Genomic DNA, 21039 nt, shown 5'->3' on the forward strand with positions numbered 1-21039 from the left:
GCTCCGGCACTATGATAGAAAGAGAGATCGCGCATGAAGTACCAGCTGATCGCCCTGGATCTGGACGGGACACTGCTCAACAGCCGGAAGGAGCTCCCTGAGGACGCCATCCAGGCCATCCGGAAGGTCTGTGCTGCCGGAAAGACGGTGGTCTTTGATACCGGACGGGCTGTACCGGAACTGGCCGAGCAGATTGCCCTGCTTCCGGAAGTACGGTACGCGATCTTCTGCAGCGGCGCAGGCCTGTATGATACCCGGGAAAGGAAGGCCTTCGGCCTGAAGCCTATTCCTGACGCACAGACAAAACGAATCCTGTCCGTTGCCCGCACAAAGGATATCATGCCCCAGCTGGTGCTGGCGGACCGGGATGTGATCCAGGCCTCCCAGATGGATCGGCTGGAGCATTACAACATGGGCGTCTACCGGCCTATGTATGAAAAAGCCATGACGCTGGTGCCGGATATTTATGCCTTTGCCGAATCCTGCACCGAGCCTTTCCTGAAGATCAACCTGTATCACGCGGAAGTGGAGGAACGGATCCGCACCCGTGCACAGCTGGAAACACCGGATCTGGAGCTGGTCTATTCCGAAATATCCTCCCTGGAATGTTCCGCCGCCGGCGTCAGCAAAGGATCCGGGCTCCAGCGCCTCTGCGGCCTGCTGGACATTCCGCTGGAAGCCTGTATTGCCGTAGGCGACGCGGACAACGATATCCCCATGCTCCGGACAGCCGGACTTGGGATCGCCATGGGCAACGCGCCGGACTATGTCAAAACCGCCGCGGACCGGATCGTTTCCGATCAGGACCACGGCGGCTGTACAGAAGCCATAATGATGCTTGCAAAAGACTGATTCCTGGATGGAATCAGTCTTTTTTTGATTCCGTTTCTCCGCACTTCAGGTCGATAATACAATCACATATGTATTGCGCAAATATATATCAGTCCAATTTTACGCCATTGTATTTTTACCAAAAATCCGCACTTTTTACGGGTTTTTGTTGACGAATCCGTATTACATATGATATTTATAAGTATAGAGAATGGGAAAATGTTTAATAAATCTATAGTTGTGAAGAAACCATCATAACAATGCCTTACCGATCGCTCTGACAGTTCAGTATCGACTGACTCCCAAAGCCTGTACAACATGTTTTGCACCATTGAGTTTTTGATTGTCTCTTCTATTGGTTTTTATGGGGAAAAACAATCCCCATTATGAACAATTCTTCTTGAATCGCAGACACCCGGCATCTTAAGAAACGTCCCCGCAGACCTTTCTGGCAAGTTTGTAGTTTATCTGCACGATGAAAAGGAGGAAAAAGACATGTCAGCAAAAGCAACCAAGGCTCAAAAAGCAACCGCAGAATTCTTTGACACCGGCCTCAAAGCTAAAGACACTGCGATGGTCGTAATCCCAGGACGCGGCAGGGTGACCGTCGCCGTTCCGGAAGGAGACCTTTATTTCAAAGGTTCTCTCACGGAAGACACCGGCCTGACTTACGCCCAGGTCGTGAAGCCCATCCCGGATTATACGAAGCGGCGCCCCGGCAGGCCTTTCCCTATGCCCCCTGAAAAGATCAAAATCAAGGGAATACTGACACGCAAGGATTATCTGTATCTCGTTCGTCGCGGTTGCACCATCGAAGACGGAGTTCTCTCTGTTCCTCAGGAGAGAATAGCGGAAGTGCACAAACATCTCAAAATCGAAGCATAACGAATAAAAAGCCAGCCGGATTGTGGTCAGTCAAATGTCCGCAATCCGGTTTTTTAAGGAAGGCATGATCCATGGATCACGACGTACTCAATGTAGTCTGGTTACCGATCGGAGAGAAAGAACTGGCATTGAATCCCGCCACCGGAGACTGGCTCCTGGCAGATCCGGATGGGAAGAAATTGTTTCTGGCTGCCGCGGCTGGAAAAGATCCCCTGGATCTGCAAAACGAATTCCCGTTTGTGTCCCGTAATGAAATTTCCAGCCTGCTGAACGCGATGAAACAAATGGATTTCCGATCCGTCAGGGACTGCGGTCCAGCTCATTACTGTGATGACTGTCATCAGGGACGTTTTCCACGGCTTGCGGTTCTGAATCTCACCGAAGACTGCAATCTGAACTGCACCTATTGCTATGTACGGGCCGGCGAGAAAAAGAAGGCATGGATGCAGCCGGAGACCGCTTTCCGGATCGTGGATGAATTCTTAGCCATGAATGCGGACGATGAAAAAAGCAAGATCACGATCGTCATGCACGGCGGGGAACCTTTGCTGAACTATGATGTTGTGGAAAAACTGACACAGTACGTACAGCCCTGCCGCGACAGGATTGACTTATCCATCCAGACAAACGCAACCCTGCTGACAGAAGAGCGCGTCCGTTTCCTGCTTGATAACGGAGTGTCTGTTGGGGTCAGTCTGGACGGTCCGCCGGAAATCCATAATCTGACCCGCCCGTTTCCCAATGGCAGGGAATCCTTCGAGCAGGTTATGCGCGGTATCCGGATGCTGCAATCTCACGGGATCAACGTGGGCGTCATTTCGGTTATGACGCGAAGATTTGCGGAACAGATCGATCACGTTCTGGATTTCTTCCTGGAAAACCAGATATACAATCTGTCCTTTTCCCCTTTCCTGAAGGTCGGACGTGGGATGAACGATGAAGAGAACTTCGTAACACCGGATATCCTCTTCGACGCTTACAAACGCCTTCTGGATCGCATTGTTATGTTTAATACCCGCGCCGATCGCCCGTGCGACCTGAGTGAAAACCATCTGACCCAAATAGCCCGTAAGGTATTCTCAAACCAGCATGACTTTATGTGCACGCGTGCACCCTGCGGCTCCGGGCGGGACATTCTGGGATTTGGAATGAACGGTGATTTCTATACCTGTGACGATTTTATCAACGATCCGGATTTCAGGATCGGGAGCCTGGATCAGGGTTCGGTCAAAGAGCAGCTGCTCCATACAGATGTGATTCGCACCCTCTGCAATCGTTCCATGGCGGAGCTCCCGCGTTGCAGAGACTGTATATGGAGAAGCCTTTGCGGCGGTATCTGTCACTCCGCCGATTATTATTCCGGTGCCAACGGAGTGGAAGAAACCGCCATGTGTGGTTTCTATAAAAAGCTGATCCCCTATCTGATTGAAACATTTATACAGATTCCGGAGCTTCCGGTTCTTCTTGGTGCCCAGCACCGGTCCGTTCCGAAAAAGACCCTGTTCTTCGATTTGTATGACAAAGACGACCCGGAAGAACAGCTGAACGGAGAAGAGTTCGCGGAGCTGCTGCGTTTTCACGGGATCAATCGTCACGATACCGTGTTCTTCTGCGGCAGCGAACCGACATTGCTCCCCGGATTCCCGGAATTACTCTGCACAGCAGCAAAGCTGTCCTCCGGAACCGTTTTATCAACAAACGGCATGGCTTTCACGGATGAGGCATATGTCCGTTTACTGTTCCAGTCCGGTCTGCAGAACGTTTTGATTATCATCCCGGACACCCCGGAAGAACGGACTGAACTCTATAAGGATCTCGATATCTATTTCCGTATCCGGCAGGAAGCACAGCACAGTAAAAGCCATCTGATATTGCGTGTGAAAGCCTCTTCTGTCGACAACAGAATCCTTCCTGTACTGAAGCAGCTTCACACCGGTGATCAGCTGAATATTAGTGGAACAAATTCGCAGAAAGTCAATACGAAAGATATATCACCGTTAATGAAAAAGATCGTCGATCTGGGAAGCGAAGGGATCGTTCGCTTTGACGCCGGAAAGCCCCGGAATACAAAAGAGGAAAAAAGCGGCAATAGGGTATTGATGCCATATGAGCCATCAGAAAAGCTGATCTGGATTGATTCCGGTAATTTTGCGGGAAAGGAATTGACAGAATTCCCCGCCGGGTTGCAGATTGCCGCAACATGAATATAAAGCCGCCGCAGACCGGATTGTCCGCGGCGGCTGTACAGAAGCCATTATGCTGCTTGTAAAAAACTGATTCCTGAATGGAATCAGTTTTTTAATTGCTTATTGATCGTTTTTCAGTGCTGCCTTGGCGGCGTTGATTGCCCGCTGTACCATTTCCGGAGCGGGAGCTCCGGGGATCTTCCGCTTCTCCACACAGGAGATCATGCTCAGATCATCAAACACGTCCTGCTCAAAGGCCGGATGGAATTGTTTCAGCTCTTCCAGGGTCAGGTCCAGCAGGGCCTTGTTTTCATTCAGGCAGTGAGCCACCAGCTCACCGACCACCTTGTGGGCGTCGCGGAAGGCTACGCCCTTCTTCACCAGGTAGTCCGCGCAGTCCGTGGCGTTGGTGAATCCGCCGGATGCTCCGCGTTCCATCACATCCTTGCGGAAGGTCACGGTCTTCAGCATCGCGGTAAAAACGGTCAGGCCCTTCACCAGCGTATCCCGGGTATCAAAGAAGGCTTCCTTGTCTTCCTGCATATCCTTGTTGTAGGCCAGCGGCAGGCCCTTCATCACGGTCAGCAGGCCCATCAGGTGTCCGTAGACCCGGCCGGTCTTGCCGCGGATCAGCTCTGCTACGTCAGGATTCTTCTTCTGGGGCATGATGCTGGAGCCGGTGGCAAAAGCATCATCCATTTCCACAAAGCGGAACTCGTTGGTGTTCCAAAGGATCAGTTCCTCACAGAAGCGGCTCAGGTGCATCATGCAGATGGCAGCCGCGGAAAGATAATCCAGCATATAATCCCGATCGGCTACGCCGTCCAGGCTGTTCTCGGAGATCTTTTCAAAACCCAGCAGTTCGGCCACCCGTTCCCGGTTCAGGGGATAGGTTGTTCCTGCCAGCGCGCCGGAGCCCAGCACCATGACGTCCGCTGCCTTGTAGGCGTTGCTGAAACGGTTCCTGTCCCGCAGGAACATCTGGACGTAAGCCATCATATGGTGAGCCAGCGTGATGGGCTGTGCCTTCTGCATATGGGTATATCCGGGCATGATTGTATGCAGGTTTTCCTGGGCGATGGTCAGCAGCGCGTCGATCAGTTCCTCCAGCATCGCCTCCGTATCCCGGCAGGCCACCTTGGCATACATCCGGGTATCCAGTGCCACCTGGTCATTCCGGCTCCGGCCGGTATGCAGGCGCTTTCCGGCGTCGCCGATGCGCTGTGTCAGCAGGGTTTCCACGTTCATATGGATATCCTCGGCGTCCACCATCCACTCGATCTTTCCGGCCCGGGCATCCTCCAGGATGTCCTTCAGGCCGGCCACGATCTTCTCCGCGTCTGCCGCGGGGATGATGCCTTCCTCACCCAGCATGGTTGCATGGGCAATGGAACCGGTAATATCCTGCTCAAAAAGCCGCTTGTCAAAAGAGATGCTGGAATGGAAATCATCCACCAGTCCGTCGGTTGCCTTTTCGAACCGTCCTCCCCAAAGCTTCATACGACAAGCCTCCTTCAGTCTCACATAACATCAACATTGTACACAAAACAACCGTTTACGCAATAGAACAGTACGGAAAAAAGACCGTTTTATGATTGTCTTTCCTGCTCCGGCTGCGTGCCGCACCCCGGTCAGCCGCAGACGGTCTGCAGCAAGGGATCTGTAACAAAAACAAGCTTTTGTTCGCCTTGACATTCCGTGGGGTAACGTTTACCATGTTTTTGTATTTATATAGGAAAGAGGCGGTTTTTTGATCGTTCTTGGCATCGATCCGGGCTATGCCCTGATGGGCTGGGGCGTGGTGGAGGCGGAAGGCAGCCGTATGAAGCTGATCAACTACGGCTGTATTGAGACCAAAGCCGGCGTCCCCATGCAGAACCGCCTGCGCACGCTGCAGCTCGGCGTCCGGGACCTGCTCAACATCTACCACCCCGATGATGTGGCGTTTGAAGAGCTGTTTTTCGCCCGGAACGTGACCACCGCCCTGATGGTCGGCGCCGCCCGCGGCGCGGCAATCATCGCTGCGGCTGAATACACCCAGAACCTTTACGAATATACCCCCATGCAGATCAAGCAGGCGATCACCGGATACGGCAAAGCCGATAAGAAGCAGATCCAGCAGATGGTCAAGCTTCTGCTGAAGCTGGATGAAATCCCAAAGCCGGATGACGCCGCTGATGCCATCGCCTGTGCCATCACCCATTGCCAGGCCGGCGTGGCCAAATCCCAATTCCTGATGAAATAGGGAACGGATTCCGGTTTTTCATCGTTGGTTTATTGCGATCACGTTATGGAGGAAACAATATGTACGCGTTTATCGAAGGCGAAGTCTGCGAAAAGCTGAACGGCAGCCTCGTCCTTCTGGCTTCCGGCGTCGGCTGGCAGCTCAACTGCTCCAACAACACCCTGCAGGCGGCTCCGCCCGTGGGGGAAAAGATGCGCTGCTACACTTATCTTTCCGTCCGGGAGGACGCAATGGAGCTCTTTGGCTTCGCCACGCGGGAAGAGAAAGAGATGTTCCTTCAGCTGACCTCCGTTTCGGGCATCGGTCCCAAGACCGCCCTGGGCGTCCTGGGTGCCATGCCCCTGCGGGATCTGAACCTCGCGATCCTGCTCGAGGACGTCAATGCCCTGTCCCGTGCGCCGGGCATCGGAAAGAAAACCGCCCAGCGGATCGCGCTGGAGCTGAAGGACAAAATCAGCCAGGCGGATGTTTCCGCCGCGGCTGCTCCGTCGCAGGGCGCCGCCGCGCCTTCGCTCAGTTCCGACGCGGTGACCGAAGCGATCGAAGCGCTGATTGCCCTGGGATATTCCTCCACAGAAGCGCGGAACGCCATTTCCCAGATCAAAGACCAGACCGACAAGCCGGAAGAACTGATCCGCCTGGCACTCAGGGCCATGGCGGGATTCTGATTTGAAGCCTAATCATCAGCACAGCAATCTCAAAGGCAGGAGTTACAGCAAATGATGGACGACAGATTGATGACCGGGTCCTATATGGCGGAGGACAGCTCTGTGGAGCAGACCCTCCGTCCCCATACGCTGAAGGACTATGTTGGCCAGCAGGCAGTTAAGAGCAGTCTGGATATCTATATCCAGGCAGCCCTCTCCCGTCATGACGCGCTGGACCATATGCTGCTTTACGGTCCTCCCGGCCTGGGCAAAACCACCCTCGCCTGCATCGTCGCGGCGGAGATGGGACAGAATATCCGTGTCACCAGCGGTCCGGCCATTGAACGGCCCGGCGACCTGGCCTCCATCCTCAGCAACCTGAACGCAGGCGACGTACTCTTCATCGATGAAATCCACCGCCTCTCCCGTCAGGTGGAGGAAGTGCTTTATCCCGCCATGGAGGACTACGCCATCGATATCATGATCGGCAAGGGCCCCACCGCCCGGAGCATCCGCGTGGACCTGCCGAAGTTCACCCTGGTGGGTGCCACCACCCGTGCCGGGCAGCTTTCCGCTCCCCTGCGCGACCGTTTCGGTATGCTGTTCCGCCTGGAGATGTATACGCCGGAAGAGCTCCGGCAGATCGTGGAACGCAGCGCCGGCATCCTCGGTGTGGACGCGGATCCGGAAGGCTTGCTGGAGATTGCCCGCCGCAGCCGCGGTACGCCCCGTATCGCCAACCGTATGCTCAAGCGTGTCCGGGACTATGCCGAAGTGAAAGCCGGCGGCCATATCAGCCGGGATATCGCTCGGGAAGCCCTGGCCCTGCTGGACGTGGATGAACTTGGCCTGGACAAGGTGGATCGGAACATTCTTTCCTGCATGATGGACAAGTTTGCCGGCGGCCCGGTAGGCCTGGATACCCTGGCAGCCACCACCGGCGAGGACGCCGTCACCATTGAGGACGTATATGAGCCTTATCTGATGCAGCTGGGCTTCCTCATGCGGACTCCCCGCGGACGGGTCTGCACCCCCGCCGCCTGGAACCATATGAAAAAGAACATGCCTGCCTCCGCAGAAGCCCAAATCAGGATGGAGATCTGACCCTAATGAAAACTTCCGACTTCAACTACGACCTTCCCGAAGAGCTGATTGCCCAGACCCCCGTGGAACCGCGGGATCACAGCCGTCTCCTGGTATACCACCGGAAAAACGGACAGATTGAGCATAAGCACTTCTACGATATTATTGATTATCTCAACCCGGGAGATGCCCTGGTCATTAACGAGACCAAGGTCATCCCCGCGCGTCTGCTCGGTGTGAAGGAAGACACCGGCGTTCCGGTGGAGGTTCTCCTCCTGCGCAGGCACAACGCCACAGACTGGGAAGCCCTCGTCCGCCCCGGCCGCAGGCTTCGTCCCGGGACCATCTGTTCCTTCGGGGACGGTTTGCTCCGCTGCGAAGTGCTGGACAACGTGGAGGACATCGGCGGACGGATCGTCCGTTTCCACTGCGACGGTGTCTTTGAGGAAGTGCTGGACCGTCTGGGCGAGATGCCCCTGCCGCCCTATATTCACGAAAAGCTGGCGGACGCGAACCGGTACCAGACCGTCTACGCGAAACAGGAAGGTTCCGCCGCCGCCCCCACGGCCGGCCTCCACTTCACGCCGGAGCTGCTGGAGCGGATCAAGGCCAAAGGAATCACCGTTGTTCCTGTCCTGCTCCATGTGGGTCTTGGCACCTTCCGCCCCGTGAAGGTGGAGAACGCGGAAGAGCACGTCATGCACAGCGAGTTCTGCCAGGTAACGGAAGAAGCGGCCGAAACGCTGAACCGGATCCGTCAGGCCGGCGGCCGGATCGTCTGTGTCGGCACCACCTCCGTGCGTACGCTGGAAACCATGGCCACCGAGGACGGAATCGTCCATGCCGGTGCCAAAGACACCGCCATCTTCATTTACCCGGGTGTCAAAATCAAGGCGGTGGATGCCCTGATCACCAACTTCCATCTTCCCCAGAGTACCCTGCTCATGCTTGTCAGCGCCCTGACAGGCCGGGATGAAGCATTGAGCGTTTACCGTGAAGCCGTTCAGGAAAGATACCGTTTCTTCTCCTTCGGCGACGCCATGTTTATCGAATAAAACAGGAGGTACACTCCCTTGAGCGAAATGATCCGGGATTCTTCCCTCTGCCAGGCCTTTGCGTGCTACCGCATGGATACCCCTGCCAACAGCAGCTTTTTCCCCGTTGTGCCGCACAGCCACTATTTCAGCGAAGTCATGCTGATGCGCAGCGGCGTCTGCCGGGTTGTCCGCGGAGGCTACACCTATATCCTGAAGCCGGGCGAGCTGATCTATATCTCGCCGCTGGTTCGCCACTCTGTTGAATCTGCGGACGGCAATCCCGTTGTCTTTGACGTGGTCAAATTCAGCGCCACCCGCCTGCGGGAGATTCCTTCCTATCTGTCTGATCTGCGTTCCTTCTCCCTGGACGTTTCCCATGCGCATCTGTCCTCCTATATGAACGCCGAGGATGTCAAGCGCTGGCAGCTGGATAAAGTCATCCAGGAGTGCGTGGTCGAATGTGAAAAGCAGGATTTCGCCTGGGATCTTGAAGTCCGTGCCATGCTCTACCTGCTGATCACCGGTCTTTCCCGCTTCTGGCTGGGTAAACGGGATACCATGACGGACTATAAGCCGCAGCCCCAGGATCCCATTCTGGAAATTCCGGCCTATATTGAGCAGCACATCTCCGAGCCGCTGAAGGTGGAAGACCTGGCCGCACAGTGCAACCTCAGCTATCCCTGGTTCGCCAAGCGTTTCCGTGAGTTCTACGGCCTGAGCTGCAAGCAGTTCATCCAGCAGCTCCGCAATGAGGCAGTGGAACTGTACCTCGTATACTCCGATCTGGACCTTGCCTCCATCAGTGACCGGACCGGCTACACCGACTGCAGTCACATGGTCAAGGAGTTCCGCCGGATGACCGGTACAACCCCCGGTCAGTACCGCTCCATGATGAAAATACAGGGGCATTCACCCCTGATCCCCTTTTCCCGTGCAACGCCTTCCAATCATCCCTCAAAGGGTTGACACGCAAGGGAAAACCGGATAAAATACAGTTTGTTCGCAAGTCTTCAAGGGCTTGATGCGGAGCATGCGGGCGTAGCTCAATGGCAGAGCTCCAGCTTCCCAAGCTGGTCACGTGGGTTCGATTCCCATCGCCCGCTCCAGACCGCATCAATGACTCGGAAGCAATTATTGGCTCGCTTTTGAGCGACGATAACTTTAAGGAGGAGACCCCAAATGGCAAAAGGACGTTATGAACGGACAAAGCCCCATGTAAACATCGGTACCATCGGTCACGTTGACCATGGCAAGACCACCCTGACCGCTGCGATCACCATGACCCTGGCGATCAAGGGCGAAGCGCAGGCTATGCGCTATGACGAAATCGACAAGGCTCCCGAAGAAAAAGCACGTGGAATCACCATCAATACCGCTCACGTTGAGTATGAGACCGCAAAGCGTCACTATGCTCACGTGGACTGCCCCGGCCACGCTGACTATGTTAAGAACATGATCACCGGTGCTGCCCAGATGGACGGTGCTATCCTGGTGGTTTCTGCTCCCGATGGCCCGATGCCCCAGACCCGTGAGCACATCCTGCTCGCCCGTCAGGTTGGCGTGCCCTACATCGTCGTGTTCATGAACAAGACCGACATGATGGACGACGAAGAGCTGCTGGAGCTGGTTGAAATGGAAATCCGTGAGCTGCTGAGCAGCTACGACTTCCCCGGCGACGAGATCCCGATCATCAAGGGATCCGCTCTGAAGGTTCTTGAGTACCTGCAGGCTGGCGGCACCGACGTTGACAACGCTCCCGAGTGCAAGTGCATCTGGGAACTGATGGACGCCGTCGACAGCTATATCCCCGAACCCGAACGTGCAACCGACCAGCCCTTCCTGATGCCCGTCGAAGACGTGTTCTCCATCTCCGGCCGCGGCACCGTGGCTACCGGCCGTGTTGAGCGTGGTACCGTTAAGGTGTCCGATCCGGTCGAAATCGTCGGCCTGATGGACAAGCCCCGGAACACCGTTGTTACCGGTGTTGAAATGTTCCACAAGCTGCTGGACCAGGCGGAAGCCGGCGACAACATCGGCGCCCTGCTGCGTGGTATCCAGAGGAACGAAGTCGAGCGCGGCCAGGTTCTGGCTAAGCCCGGCAGCATCCATCCCCACACCCACTGCATCGGCCAGGTGTACGTGCTGACCAAGGAAGAAGGCGGCCGTCATACCCCCTTCTTCAACGGCTATCGTCCCCAGTTCTACTTCCGGACGACTGACGTTACCGGCAACATCAAGCTGCCCGACGGCGTGGAAATGGTGATGCCCGGCGATAACATCGACATGGAAATCACCCTGATCACCCCCATCGCTATGGAGCAGGGACTGCGCTTCGCTATCCGTGAAGGCGGCCGTACTGTTGGTTCCGGCGTTGTGGCCAAGGTCATTGAGTAATTTCAACGCTTAAACGGAACGCTCCCGATGCGGGAGCGTTCCTTTCTGTCTGTTTATGGAGGTTATCATGTTCAACTATAAATGCAGAGGAACCTGCTCCACTTCCATTGACCTGGAGATCCAGGACGGCATCATCACCTTCTGCCGGATTAACGACGGCTGCAAGGGCAACACCCAGGGTGTGGCCAAGCTGGCTCTCGGCCGTCCCGCTGAAGAAGTTGCCGCTATGCTCGAGGGCATTCAGTGCCGCGGCGGTACTTCCTGTCCTGATCAGCTCGCACAGGCGATTAAAGCATATCACGACTGATCAGTCGTGATATGCTTTCACTCTACACTCTTCACTCATCACTCTTAACTGGTTAACTTTTTAACTATGGACCATATATTCTGCACGCAGAATTAACTGATATTTATATTATGAATTCCGAATCAACTACAGTATCTTTTGAATCCATGGATCTCTCCTCAGAGATCCTCCGTGCCGTTCAGGCAATGGGCTTTAAAGAGCCCTCCACTGTTCAGGCGAAGACCATTCCCCTGATGATGGAAGGTCATGACATCAATGCCATCGCCCCCACGGGCACCGGCAAAACCTGTGCCTTTGGCATTCCCATGCTGGAGTACGTCCAGCTGAAGGACAGCCGCGTACAGGAGATCGTCCTGGCCCCCACCCGGGAACTGGCGCTCCAGATCGGCGAGGAACTGACCAAGCTGGCCAAGTTCATCGACGGCGTGCGTATTGCCGTTATCTATGGCGGTCAGTCCATCTCCCGTCAGATTACCGCGCTGAAACGCCGGCCGCAGATTGTCATCGCGACCCCCGGCCGCCTGCTTGACCATATGCAGCGGGGCAACATCCGTCTGGATGCCGTTCACACCATGGTGCTGGATGAGGCGGACGAAATGCTGAACATGGGCTTTGTCAAAGACGTGACAAAGATCATCGAGTCCACCCCTTCCGACCGCCAGCTGGTGCTGTTCTCCGCCACCACCAATCAGGACGTGCTGACGATTGCCTGGAAATACCAGCATGATCCGGTGGAGATCACCGTTGAGGCCACAAAGGCCGACCGGCCCCAGATCACCCAGTACGTTATCGCCACCGAACAGGACAGCAAGACCGATAACCTGCTCTACCTGCTGGACGCCAACGTTTATCAGCGGATCATGATCTTCTGCAACACCAAGTTCATGACCGACAAGCTGACCAGCCGGCTCATCAAGGAAGGCTATAACGCCCAGTGCCTCCATGGGGACATCCCCCAGTCCAAACGGAACACCGTTATGAATGATTTCAAACGCGGCAAGTTCCCGATTCTCGTATCCACAGATGTTGCCGCCCGCGGTATCGACGTGGATGATGTGGAAGCCGTTATCAACTACGATCTTCCCAACGAGAACGAGTACTATCTCCACCGCATCGGCCGTACCGGCCGCGCCCATAAGCACGGAGTCAGTTTCTCCCTGGTCACCTTCCGGGAGAGCGTCCGCATGGATGAAATCCTGAAGTATATGCTCACCGCGCCGACGCCCCTCAAGTTTGAGGATGACGTGCTGCGCCGGGAAGACGGCTCTGCATTCTTTGAAAACATTTGATCTGAATACGAATAAAAAAATTCCCGGAAACCAGGTTTCCGGGAATTTTCTTGTGTTTGCTGGTTTTTACACGCGGCGGGCGGCAAAGCACTCGCTGCAGTATACGGGACGGTCTTCCTTAGGCTCGAAGGGAACCTGAGTGGGCTTTCCGCATTCCGCGCAAACAGCGTCGTACATCTGACGCGGAGCGCCGGCAGCACGGCTGGCCTTACGCGCCTGACGGCAGGCCTTGCAGCGGGTGGGCTCGTTCTGGAATCCCTTTTCGGCATAGAATTCCTGTTCACCGGCAGTGAAAACGAACTCAGCGCCACAGTCTTTGCATACCAGCGTTTTGTCTTCGTACATGATCTGGTAACCCCCATAACTTTTTGATAGGCGACTCCTCCGGCTGACCTGGTCTTTGCCCCCACACACGCCGCCTGGAAGTTTGCTCTGTGCTTTACGCACCCTCACTAGCTTCTCTCGGAATTGCTCCCGGACGGACTTACATCTAGACCGCACCATGCTCCCCGCCGCTTTGGACGGATTACGTGGACCGCTTTGCCTGCGACTGGCATCGGCTTGCAACCACAGACCCGAAGGATTCAACCGGCGACATTATATTACCGCCATGTCTAAAACGCAAGATATTTTTCCATTTTTGACAAATAAAGACAATCGAAATGCATTATTTTTGGTCAAAAGTTGGTTTTCTTACTTTTTCTGGCCGTAATAAGCGTTCGGGCCGTGCTTCCGCATGAAGTGTTTTTCCTTCACATACTCCGGCAGGTTCATCCGGGTCTGAGTCTCGGGAAGCGCTTCAGTATGCCAGGCCATCATGGCCACTTCCTCCAGCACTACCGCATTGTGCACCGCTTCCATCGCGTCCTTGCCCCAGGCAAAGGGACCATGATGCCGTGCCAGCACGCAGGGCACATGCTTCGGGTTCAGTCCGTTCTGCTCAAAGTGAGAAGCGATCACCCGGCCGGTTTCCAGCTCATAGGCGCTTTCCACTTCTTCCTTGGTCAGATCCCGGCAGCAGGGAACATTGCCGTAGATATAATCCGCGTGGGTCGTACCATAGGCGGGAATATCCCTTCCGCTCTGGGCCCAGATCGTAGCCCACCGGGAATGGGTATGCACCACGCCGCCGATGTCCTTAAAGCGGCGGTACAGCTCCGCATGGGTCGGCGTATCGGAAGAAGGATTCATACTGCCTTCCACCTTGTTGCCCTCCAGGTCGATCACGACCATGTCTTCCGGCTTCAGTTCCTCATAGGGAACGCCGCTGGGCTTGATTACGAACAGGCCCTTCTCCCGGTCGATTCCGCTCACGTTGCCCCAGGTAAACGTCACCAGATGATAGGCGGGCAGCAGCATGTTCGCCTCGTAAACCTGTTTTTTGAGTTCCTCCAGCATGGGTCATTCCTCCTAAATTCATAATTCACAATTCATAATTTCATCCCCATCGAAGCAGAAATAATTCTGAATTCTGAATTCTTAATTCTTAATTGGTCTTCGGACCCAGTTGTCCTCTCATCCAATGCTTCCTGCACAGGGATACATAACTCTCATCCCCGCCCAGCACGATCTGCTCGCCCTCCCGGGCAACCTTCCCGTCAATCACGCGGGCATTGCAGGTAGCCTTCTTGCCGCACCAGCAGATAGTCTTCACTTCTTCGATCGTATCCGCCCAGGCCATCAGCCACTGGCTGCCTTCAAAGAAGTTGCCCTTGAAGTCCGCCCGCAGGCCGTATGCGATGACAGGAATACCCAGGTCATCCACAATGTGAACCAGATATTCCACCTGGGCCTTGGTCAGGAACTGGGCCTCGTCCACAATCACGCAGTCATAACCGGTCAGGTCCATTGTTTCCAGTTCTTCAGCGAATACGCACTCTGTTTCCAGCCCGCTGCGAGAACGGATAATCCGGGCGCCGTCACGGTTTTCCAGCTGCGGTTTAACCATCAGCACCTTCTGATGCCGCTCTCCGTAGTTGTACTGCACCATGATCGCGTTTGCTGTCTTGCTTGAACCCATGGCTCCGTAGCGAAAATACAGTTTAGCCAACCGGATCTTCCTCCTTTTCCGGCACAGCGGCTGCTGTTTCCGGATCCGCTTTCTTTTTGACGGCCTTCTTACCCACAGGCACGATTGTATCGTTCTTCACCGTCAGCCGGATTTCCTGTCCCAGCTGAACATGACCTTCCAGCAATTCTTCACTCAGGGTATCCTCCACAGTGCGCTGGATCAGCCTGCGCAGCGGCCGGGCACCGAACTTTGGATCGTAACCATCCTTCGCCAGCTTCTCCGTTACCTGCGGATCCCAGGTCAGCAGGATCTCCTGTTCTTTCAGCCTGTCCGCCACCTGCTTGAGCATCAGCTCCGTGATCTTATGGATCTCATCCTCATTCAGGCTGTGGAAAACAATCAGTTCATCCACCCGGTTGATGAATTCAGGCCGGAAGATCTCCTTGACCTCTTTCATCACGGATTCCTTCATGGCTTCATAGTTCCGGGCTTCGCCTTTCTGGTCTGCGCCGAAACCCATGGTCCGTCCGTTGCCGATCACGTGCGCGCCGGCATTGGAGGTCATTACCAGGATGGTGTTCTTGAAGGATACCACCCGTCCCGTATTATCCGTCAGCCGCCCGTCCTCCAGGATCTGCAGCAGCATGTTGAATACGTCAGGATGTGCTTTTTCCACCTCGTCCAGCAGCACCACGCTGTAGGGCTTCCGGCGAACCGCTTCTGTCAGCTGGCCGCCCTCTTCATATCCCACATATCCGGGAGGAGAACCAACCAGCCGGGAAACCGTATGCTTTTCCATATACTCGGACATATCCAGGCGGATCACCGAGTCTTCATCTCCGAACATGGCCTCGCCCAGTGCGCGGCACAGCTCAGTCTTGCCGACGCCGGTGGGGCCGAGGAAGATAAAGCTGCCGATGGGGCGCTTCGGATCCTTCAGGCCTGCCCGCGCCCGGCGGATTGCCCGCGCCACAGCGCTGACTGCCTCTTCCTGGCCGATCAGCCGCTGATGCAGCGTCTCTTCCAGGCGAACCAGCCGCTGGGCTTCCTGTTCCGTCATCCGGGATACCGGAATACCGGTCCACTGGCTCACCACCTGGGCAATATCCTCTTCCGTCACGGTATCCCGCGCGGTGCTCTGGGCCCGGTTCCACTCCGCCCGTTTTTCCTCGATCTCGCGGTTCAGGTTCCTTTCCTGATCCCGCAGGGCAGCAGCCTTTTCAAAGTCCTGGTGGGAGATGGCTTCTTTCTTTTCGATCACCACTGCCTCCAGGCGCTTCTCCTGCTCCCGCACATCCGGCGGAGCTGTGCAGGCAGCAATCCGCACCCGGCTGGCCGCTTCATCCATCAGGTCGATGGCCTTGTCCGGCAGGAACCGGTCCGGAATATACCTGTCAGACAGCTTCACAGCCGCTGCCAGCGCTTCATCCGTAATCCGTACTTTATGGTGCGCCTCATACCGGTCACGCAGGCCGTAGAGGATCGACAGGGTCTCTTCCGCTGTCGGTTCTCCCACCACCACCGGCTGGAAGCGGCGCTCCAGTGCGGCGTCTTTTTCAATATGCTTGCGGTATTCATCCAGCGTGGTCGCGCCGATGCACTGGATTTCCCCGCGGCTCAGGGCAGGCTTCAGGATATTCGCGGCATCCAGGCTGCCTTCTGTGGCGCCGGCGCCGATAATCGTATGGATTTCATCGATGAACAGCAGGACGTTGCCGGCCTTGTGCAGCTCGTCCATCACGTTCTTCAGCCGTTCCTCAAATTCGCCACGGTATTTCGTACCGGCTACCATGCTGCCGATATCCAGGCTCATGACCCGTTTTCCCATCAGCAGTTCCGGCACATTCCCCTGCACAATGCGCTGCGCCAGGCCTTCGGCCACTGCGCTCTTGCCCACGCCGGGTTCGCCGATCAGCACTGGGTTGTTCTTCGTCCGGCGGATCAGGATCTGGATAATCCGCTGGATCTCCGTCTCCCGGCCGATCACCGGATCCAGTTCATTTTTCTCCGCGGCTGCCGTCAGATCCCGGCTGTATTTCTCCAGCTCGCTCTTGTTGTTTTCATTCCCGTTCCTGCCCCGGGCAGGTGCAAAGGGCGGAAAGCCGGGCATCCTGCGGGGTGCCTCTTCATTGCCTGCGTTCTCCCGCATCTGCCGGAGCAGCTGCTCCCGCGCTGCGGACAGGTCAACGCCGGCTTTCCGGAACAGGCCGCCGGCCACACCGTCGTCGTTCCCCAGCAGGGCCAGCCAGATATGTTCAACGGTTACATAATTCTGTCCCAGCTTATGGGATTCCAGCACGCTGTTTTCCAGCGTTTTCTTTGCCCGGGGGCTCAGCTCGATCCGGTTTCCTCTGGCCTCTTCCGGATCACCGACTTCCTTCAGGTGCTCCCGCAGCTCCGTCACAACAGAATCATAGCTCATCCGGGCAGAAACCGCTTCCGGTACGGAAGCGCCTGTCTTCAGCAGGGCGAGCAGGAAATGCTCCGTTCCGACATACGGCTGCTGCAGCTCCGCAGCGATCCGCTGGGCCAGCATCAGTGTCTGCTGGGCTCTCTGGGTAAAACGACCGAATATAGGCATGGAAAATTCCTTTCTGTTATCATCTTCTGTTGCCCTGATGGCACTGAGCACCGTGCTCAGCAGGCTCCTGACGTTTCCTTTCATCAGGTCCGCGTTCATTTTACTCATACAGTCGGCACACAGATGTCTGACCGTAGTCTCTTCACCGGCTACTACGGAAACCGTAAAATTCGCTTCATTCACATGGCATTCTTCGCACAGCATTTCTCTCGCCTCTTTTCTCTTATTGGAGTTCAGCGAAGTTTCCCTGAAAGTCAAACAATTCGTTAGCTTGTTTTATTCATAACAGATAATTCTGAATTCTGAATTCTTAATTCTGAATTTGATTTCTGTTCCGTGACGCAATGGTCATCAGCATGGACTTCATCATCTTCGCCCGCATCGCGTTCTTCAATGAATCCGGAACCGGAACACTCAGCGCACGCGTGCTGACTGCCGACGCCATCAGTGCGGCTTCATCCGCGGTTACAATCCGCTGTTCTTTCAGCTGGCTGATCAGCCGGAGGCATTCTTCTTCTCCCAGGCTGTCGCCGATCCGGTCGTTCACCAGATACATCAGCCGCTGTGACCCGGCCTGTACAACACGCACAATCCGGATATACCCGCCGCCGCCCCGGCGGCTCTCCGTCAGATAACCATGATCCGGGGAAAAGCGGGTTGCCAGCACATAGTTAATCTGGCTCGGCGCGCAGCCGAAATACTCCGCCAGTTCATTCCGTTTCAGCTCCACTTCCGTGGATTCTTCATTCAGAAGTTCCTTGATAAACTGCTCTATCGAATCGCTCAAACGCATGATTAACCCTCCCCTCGTCAAAGGGTCTGTAGTTTCTGACTATCTTTGACCTATTGAGTATAACACACATACTCAACTTATTCAACAACTGCTTTTAGTCCAAATAGTCCTGTAATACAGTAAAACACTTTATCATTATTCATTTTTCATTATTCATTCTTCATTGAAATCAATTGCCGGAAGCTGCAGCGCTTCCGCAACTGATTTGTGAAAGTGTTCATCCTTCTGATGCACATACTTCACCGAGGAAGGGATTACTTCCCCATCATTCCAGCGGAAGAAGCCCGTCCCGTCCGGGTTCAGGCTGTAATCCGCAAGGGTTTTCCCCTCCTCCGGCACAAGCACCGTCAGCCGGTTCAGCACCCGGTTTCCCAGGAAGACCGCAAAGAGATCATGTTCCGGATCCACGGAAACATGGTTGCCCGTGAAACCGCCGATTCCGAAGGCCTGTTTCCCCATATAGCAGGGTATTTCCGAATAGTACTGATCCGGGTGACGCACATAGCACTGAATTCCCAGGAACTGTGTCCAGGCCCCGTTCGTACGCTTCCGTCCGGTCCGGTTGACCGCCATTTCCCTCAGGGATTCCTCCCCGACAATTTTCCGTTCCAGCACTGCCCGGCAGAACCGCACCATATCCCCTCGGGTGGAAAACAGGCCGGCATGCCCGCAAAGATCTCCTGTATCGCCCTGCAGTACCGCCGCCTTGGGATCATGCGGAACCCCGGGTTTCCATCCTTCCCGGAGAATCTGCTGCCCGTTCTCGATCCGGTGTTCCCGGTCGTAGCACTGGCAGTCTTTCCGGCGTTCCGGCGGAACCGCGGACCAGGTCTCTGACATGCCCGCCGGCTCTAGGACCAGCTTCCGTGCGCAGTCCATAAAAGACATCCCGGCTGCTGCTTCCAGTACATATTTCAGGATCATGGCCGGAATATCAGAATAGATCCGGCGCACATCCTCGTGCGGCGCGGCTGTGGATGCAAACAACGCTTCCATAGCGCTTTCCCGGTCGGTACACCCGTCCAGGCGGACAGGAGTACGGACCGTGACCGCAAAGGTCATCAGATCCCACACCGTGGTATCCTTCAGGAACCGGAATCGGGAATCATATGAAAAAACAGGCCTGCCGGGATCCAGCAGACCTTCTTCTTTCAGTTTCATGGCACACAGGCCCGTGAACAGTTTCGTTACGCTGGCCAGGTCAAAAACGCTGTCCTCCCGGACAGCCCCGTCCATGGCTGACACTGTTCTGTTTCCGGCGCCGCATGCCGCGGAAACACCTTCCAGGATGGCCGTTTCCCGGGTAAAAAACCGGAGGCCGTTCAGGAGGGTTGTGTCCATTGATGAACCGCTCATCCTTTGTCTCCCCGGGTCAGGCATCCACACCGATTCGGGTACAGGGCACCCTTCCCTCTTTCAGGTCGCTCAGCCGGTGACGGGCATGCCCGATAATCACCGTGGTGCCGCCCTTCACGCAGCTCAGCGCGTATTCCAGCTTGGCGCGGGCGCCGTTTGCCCCGGCGCGGCTGGCGCCGATGCATGCATTCTGCAGTTCCCGCACCTTGCGTTCCACTTCTTCATAAGTCTTGCCGATCACGTCCCGCACCAGGGTGCTGGGATCCCGGCGATCCTGGTAAATCCCCTCCGTGGAGGTCATCAGCACCAGGGTCTTCGCCTTCACCAGGCCGGCAATCACCGCTGCCGTTTCATCATTGTCCACGCACTCGTGAACCTCTTCACCCTTTTCCCGCCGGGCAGCCAGTTCCATCTTCCGGTTTTCCTCGTCGGATACCGGGTCGTTGTAATTCACAATCGGGATAGTTTTCTGCCGTGCGGCGCGGATCAGCAGTGAGCGGATATGCTCACTCTTTTCCGGGTCATTGAAGTGGGTATGCTCCACCAGGATCTGGCGGATGCCGTATTCCGGTGAAACAAACTGACGGTAATTCTGCATCAGGATGGTTTGTCCCTGGGCAGCGTAATCCGCCTTGTCCTGATCCGGATCTCCGCTCAGTTCGCATCCTGTCCGCTTGATATAATCCAGCCGGCCGATTTCCGTCGCGCCGCTGGTCACCCAGATCATGCCGGGCTTCAGTTCAGCCCCGATTCTGGAAAAAATGTTGTAGTCAATATCCCGGTCTTCCTGCCGGATCAGCGCCATGCTGCCGATCTTGCCAACCAGTTCAAACTGATAATCCATGCTCCGTTCCTGCTTTCCGCGGTCAGAGTCTTTCCCGTACCAGCCGGGTAAGAATATACACCGCCATATGATATCCCTGATCGTTTCTCAGGGTGATGTCGGCCAAATCGCGGTATATAGGGAGCCGTTCATGATAAACACGTTCCACCTCAGCCAGGCCCCCGTCCCGCAGGGTAGGTCGCCGGTCCAGCTTGATGTCACTCAGGATGTCTTCCAAAGGCCTGTCAATCAGCACAATCGTACCCCAGGACCGCATGATATGACGGTTTACCGGATTCAACACCGTGCCTCCGCCCGTGGAGATGATCATCGGCCGGGCATAGGTCAGCGCGGCCAGCGCGTTTGTTTCTGCCCGCCGGAAGGTTTCTTCCCCGTATTTCTCAAAGAACTCGTTCACCGTTCCACCGGCACTCTGAGCCACCATGGCGTCAGTGTCCGCAAACGGAACGCCTGTTTCTTTTGCTGTGCGCTTGCCCAGACTGCTTTTGCCGCAGCCCTGCATGCCGATCAGAAACAGATGCTTGTCCACTGCCATGGTCCCCCTTCCTGC

20 protein-coding genes and 1 tRNA gene are annotated in these 21039 nt (G+C 55.7%); 12 read left to right on the top strand and 9 right to left on the bottom strand.

Annotation, left to right across the window (positions count from 1 at the left end; genetic code table 11):
• Positions 1-33 precede the first annotated feature (33 nt).
• The 3 genes from JRC49_07150 to JRC49_07160 all read left to right on the top strand — a co-directional run bounded on the left by JRC49_07150 (position 34) and on the right by JRC49_07160 (position 3920).
• Positions 34-852: an HAD-IIB family hydrolase gene (locus JRC49_07150; GenBank protein QTE72570.1), complete on the top strand. Its 819-nt coding sequence runs from the start codon at positions 34-36 to the stop codon at positions 850-852.
• 474 nt (positions 853-1326) lie between these two features.
• Entirely contained in the window at positions 1327-1716 is a 390-nt protein-coding gene (locus JRC49_07155) for a hypothetical protein (GenBank protein ID QTE72571.1), read from the top strand.
• Between the two features lie 71 nt (positions 1717-1787).
• Positions 1788-3920: a radical SAM protein gene (locus tag JRC49_07160; GenBank protein ID QTE72572.1), complete on the top strand. Its 2133-nt coding sequence runs from the start codon at positions 1788-1790 to the stop codon at positions 3918-3920.
• Between the two features lie 102 nt (positions 3921-4022).
• On the opposite strand, the gene argH is transcribed toward JRC49_07160, so the two are convergent.
• Complete coding sequence (gene argH / locus JRC49_07165) at positions 4023-5402, bottom strand: argininosuccinate lyase (GenBank protein ID QTE72573.1); 1380 nt, start codon at positions 5400-5402, stop codon at positions 4023-4025.
• A 250-nt stretch (positions 5403-5652) separates the two neighbouring features.
• Between argH and ruvC the strand changes: the two genes are divergently transcribed.
• From ruvC to JRC49_07210, 9 genes are all read left to right on the top strand, one after another.
• The gene (ruvC, locus tag JRC49_07170) at positions 5653-6147 is read left to right on the top strand and encodes a crossover junction endodeoxyribonuclease RuvC (protein ID QTE72574.1); all 495 of its coding nucleotides are present in this window, start codon (positions 5653-5655) and stop codon (positions 6145-6147) included.
• Between the two features lie 59 nt (positions 6148-6206).
• Entirely contained in the window at positions 6207-6815 is a 609-nt protein-coding gene (gene ruvA / locus JRC49_07175) for a Holliday junction branch migration protein RuvA (GenBank protein ID QTE72575.1), read from the top strand.
• A gap of 54 nt (positions 6816-6869) precedes the next feature.
• Positions 6870-7898, top strand: a complete 1029-nt coding sequence (gene ruvB, locus JRC49_07180) for a Holliday junction branch migration DNA helicase RuvB (protein QTE72829.1) — start codon at positions 6870-6872, stop codon at positions 7896-7898.
• Positions 7899-7903: 5 nt separating this feature from the next.
• Entirely contained in the window at positions 7904-8932 is a 1029-nt protein-coding gene (gene queA, locus JRC49_07185; protein QTE72576.1) for a tRNA preQ1(34) S-adenosylmethionine ribosyltransferase-isomerase QueA, read from the top strand.
• Positions 8933-8950: 18 nt separating this feature from the next.
• A complete protein-coding gene (locus JRC49_07190; GenBank protein QTE72577.1) occupies positions 8951-9880 on the top strand; it encodes a helix-turn-helix transcriptional regulator in 930 nt (309 codons plus the stop codon).
• A 66-nt stretch (positions 9881-9946) separates the two neighbouring features.
• Positions 9947-10020: transfer RNA gene (locus tag JRC49_07195), tRNA-Gly, on the top strand.
• A 73-nt stretch (positions 10021-10093) separates the two neighbouring features.
• Complete coding sequence (tuf, locus tag JRC49_07200; protein QTE72578.1) at positions 10094-11308, top strand: elongation factor Tu; 1215 nt, start codon at positions 10094-10096, stop codon at positions 11306-11308.
• A 67-nt stretch (positions 11309-11375) separates the two neighbouring features.
• Complete coding sequence (locus JRC49_07205) at positions 11376-11615, top strand: TIGR03905 family TSCPD domain-containing protein (GenBank protein ID QTE72579.1); 240 nt, start codon at positions 11376-11378, stop codon at positions 11613-11615.
• A gap of 110 nt (positions 11616-11725) precedes the next feature.
• Positions 11726-12904, top strand: a complete 1179-nt coding sequence (locus JRC49_07210; protein QTE72580.1) for a DEAD/DEAH box helicase — start codon at positions 11726-11728, stop codon at positions 12902-12904.
• Between the two features lie 66 nt (positions 12905-12970).
• Here JRC49_07210 and JRC49_07215 read toward each other — a convergent pair whose 3' ends face one another.
• The 8 genes from JRC49_07215 to JRC49_07250 form a co-directional block, all read right to left on the bottom strand.
• Positions 12971-13249: a zinc-ribbon domain containing protein gene (locus tag JRC49_07215; protein ID QTE72581.1), complete on the bottom strand. Its 279-nt coding sequence runs from the start codon at positions 13247-13249 to the stop codon at positions 12971-12973.
• A gap of 348 nt (positions 13250-13597) precedes the next feature.
• Positions 13598-14299, bottom strand: coding sequence for an L-ribulose-5-phosphate 4-epimerase (locus tag JRC49_07220; protein ID QTE72830.1), 702 nt, complete (start codon positions 14297-14299; stop codon positions 13598-13600).
• Positions 14300-14390: 91 nt separating this feature from the next.
• Positions 14391-14954, bottom strand: a complete 564-nt coding sequence (locus tag JRC49_07225; GenBank protein ID QTE72582.1) for a thymidine kinase — start codon at positions 14952-14954, stop codon at positions 14391-14393.
• On the bottom strand, positions 14947-17496 hold the full coding sequence (locus JRC49_07230; protein QTE72831.1) for an ATP-dependent Clp protease ATP-binding subunit: 2550 nt from the start codon (positions 17494-17496) through the stop codon (positions 14947-14949). Before JRC49_07230 ends, JRC49_07225 begins: the two co-directional genes overlap by 8 nt.
• A gap of 310 nt (positions 17497-17806) precedes the next feature.
• Positions 17807-18292, bottom strand: a complete 486-nt coding sequence (locus tag JRC49_07235; protein QTE72832.1) for a CtsR family transcriptional regulator — start codon at positions 18290-18292, stop codon at positions 17807-17809.
• A 150-nt stretch (positions 18293-18442) separates the two neighbouring features.
• On the bottom strand, positions 18443-19630 hold the full coding sequence (locus JRC49_07240; GenBank protein ID QTE72583.1) for a beta-lactamase family protein: 1188 nt from the start codon (positions 19628-19630) through the stop codon (positions 18443-18445).
• A 31-nt stretch (positions 19631-19661) separates the two neighbouring features.
• Positions 19662-20489 carry a uridylate kinase gene (locus JRC49_07245; GenBank protein ID QTE72584.1) on the bottom strand — a complete coding sequence of 276 codons (828 nt, stop codon included), beginning with the start codon at positions 20487-20489 and terminating at the stop codon, positions 19662-19664.
• A 22-nt stretch (positions 20490-20511) separates the two neighbouring features.
• The gene (locus JRC49_07250; protein QTE72585.1) at positions 20512-21024 is read right to left on the bottom strand and encodes a shikimate kinase; all 513 of its coding nucleotides are present in this window, start codon (positions 21022-21024) and stop codon (positions 20512-20514) included.
• Positions 21025-21039 lie beyond the last annotated feature (15 nt).

It is taken from the genome of Clostridiales bacterium FE2011, from assembly GCA_017569305.1.
Classification (GTDB): Bacteria; Bacillota; Clostridia; order Christensenellales; family Aristaeellaceae; genus Aristaeella.

Excerpts from the sequence above, each read along its gene's own strand:
- ruvB (QTE72829.1), top strand. The coding sequence starts at position 6,870 with ATGGACGACAGATTGATGACCGGGTCCTATATGGCGGAGGACAGCTCT.
- JRC49_07155 (QTE72571.1), top strand. The coding sequence starts at position 1,327 with ATGTCAGCAAAAGCAACCAAGGCTCAAAAAGCAACCGCAGAATTCTTT.
- JRC49_07210 (QTE72580.1), top strand. The coding sequence starts at position 11,726 with ATGAATTCCGAATCAACTACAGTATCTTTTGAATCCATGGATCTCTCC.
- JRC49_07250 (QTE72585.1), bottom strand. The coding sequence starts at position 21,024 with ATGGCAGTGGACAAGCATCTGTTTCTGATCGGCATGCAGGGCTGCGGC.
- JRC49_07205 (QTE72579.1), top strand. The coding sequence starts at position 11,376 with ATGTTCAACTATAAATGCAGAGGAACCTGCTCCACTTCCATTGACCTG.
- ruvA (QTE72575.1), top strand. The coding sequence starts at position 6,207 with ATGTACGCGTTTATCGAAGGCGAAGTCTGCGAAAAGCTGAACGGCAGC.
- queA (QTE72576.1), top strand. The coding sequence starts at position 7,904 with ATGAAAACTTCCGACTTCAACTACGACCTTCCCGAAGAGCTGATTGCC.
- argH (QTE72573.1), bottom strand. The coding sequence starts at position 5,402 with ATGAAGCTTTGGGGAGGACGGTTCGAAAAGGCAACCGACGGACTGGTG.
- JRC49_07160 (QTE72572.1), top strand. The coding sequence starts at position 1,788 with ATGGATCACGACGTACTCAATGTAGTCTGGTTACCGATCGGAGAGAAA.
- tuf (QTE72578.1), top strand. The coding sequence starts at position 10,094 with ATGGCAAAAGGACGTTATGAACGGACAAAGCCCCATGTAAACATCGGT.
- JRC49_07230 (QTE72831.1), bottom strand. The coding sequence starts at position 17,496 with ATGCCTATATTCGGTCGTTTTACCCAGAGAGCCCAGCAGACACTGATG.
- JRC49_07150 (QTE72570.1), top strand. The coding sequence starts at position 34 with ATGAAGTACCAGCTGATCGCCCTGGATCTGGACGGGACACTGCTCAAC.
- JRC49_07245 (QTE72584.1), bottom strand. The coding sequence starts at position 20,489 with ATGGATTATCAGTTTGAACTGGTTGGCAAGATCGGCAGCATGGCGCTG.
- JRC49_07240 (QTE72583.1), bottom strand. The coding sequence starts at position 19,630 with ATGGACACAACCCTCCTGAACGGCCTCCGGTTTTTTACCCGGGAAACG.
- JRC49_07215 (QTE72581.1), bottom strand. The coding sequence starts at position 13,249 with ATGTACGAAGACAAAACGCTGGTATGCAAAGACTGTGGCGCTGAGTTC.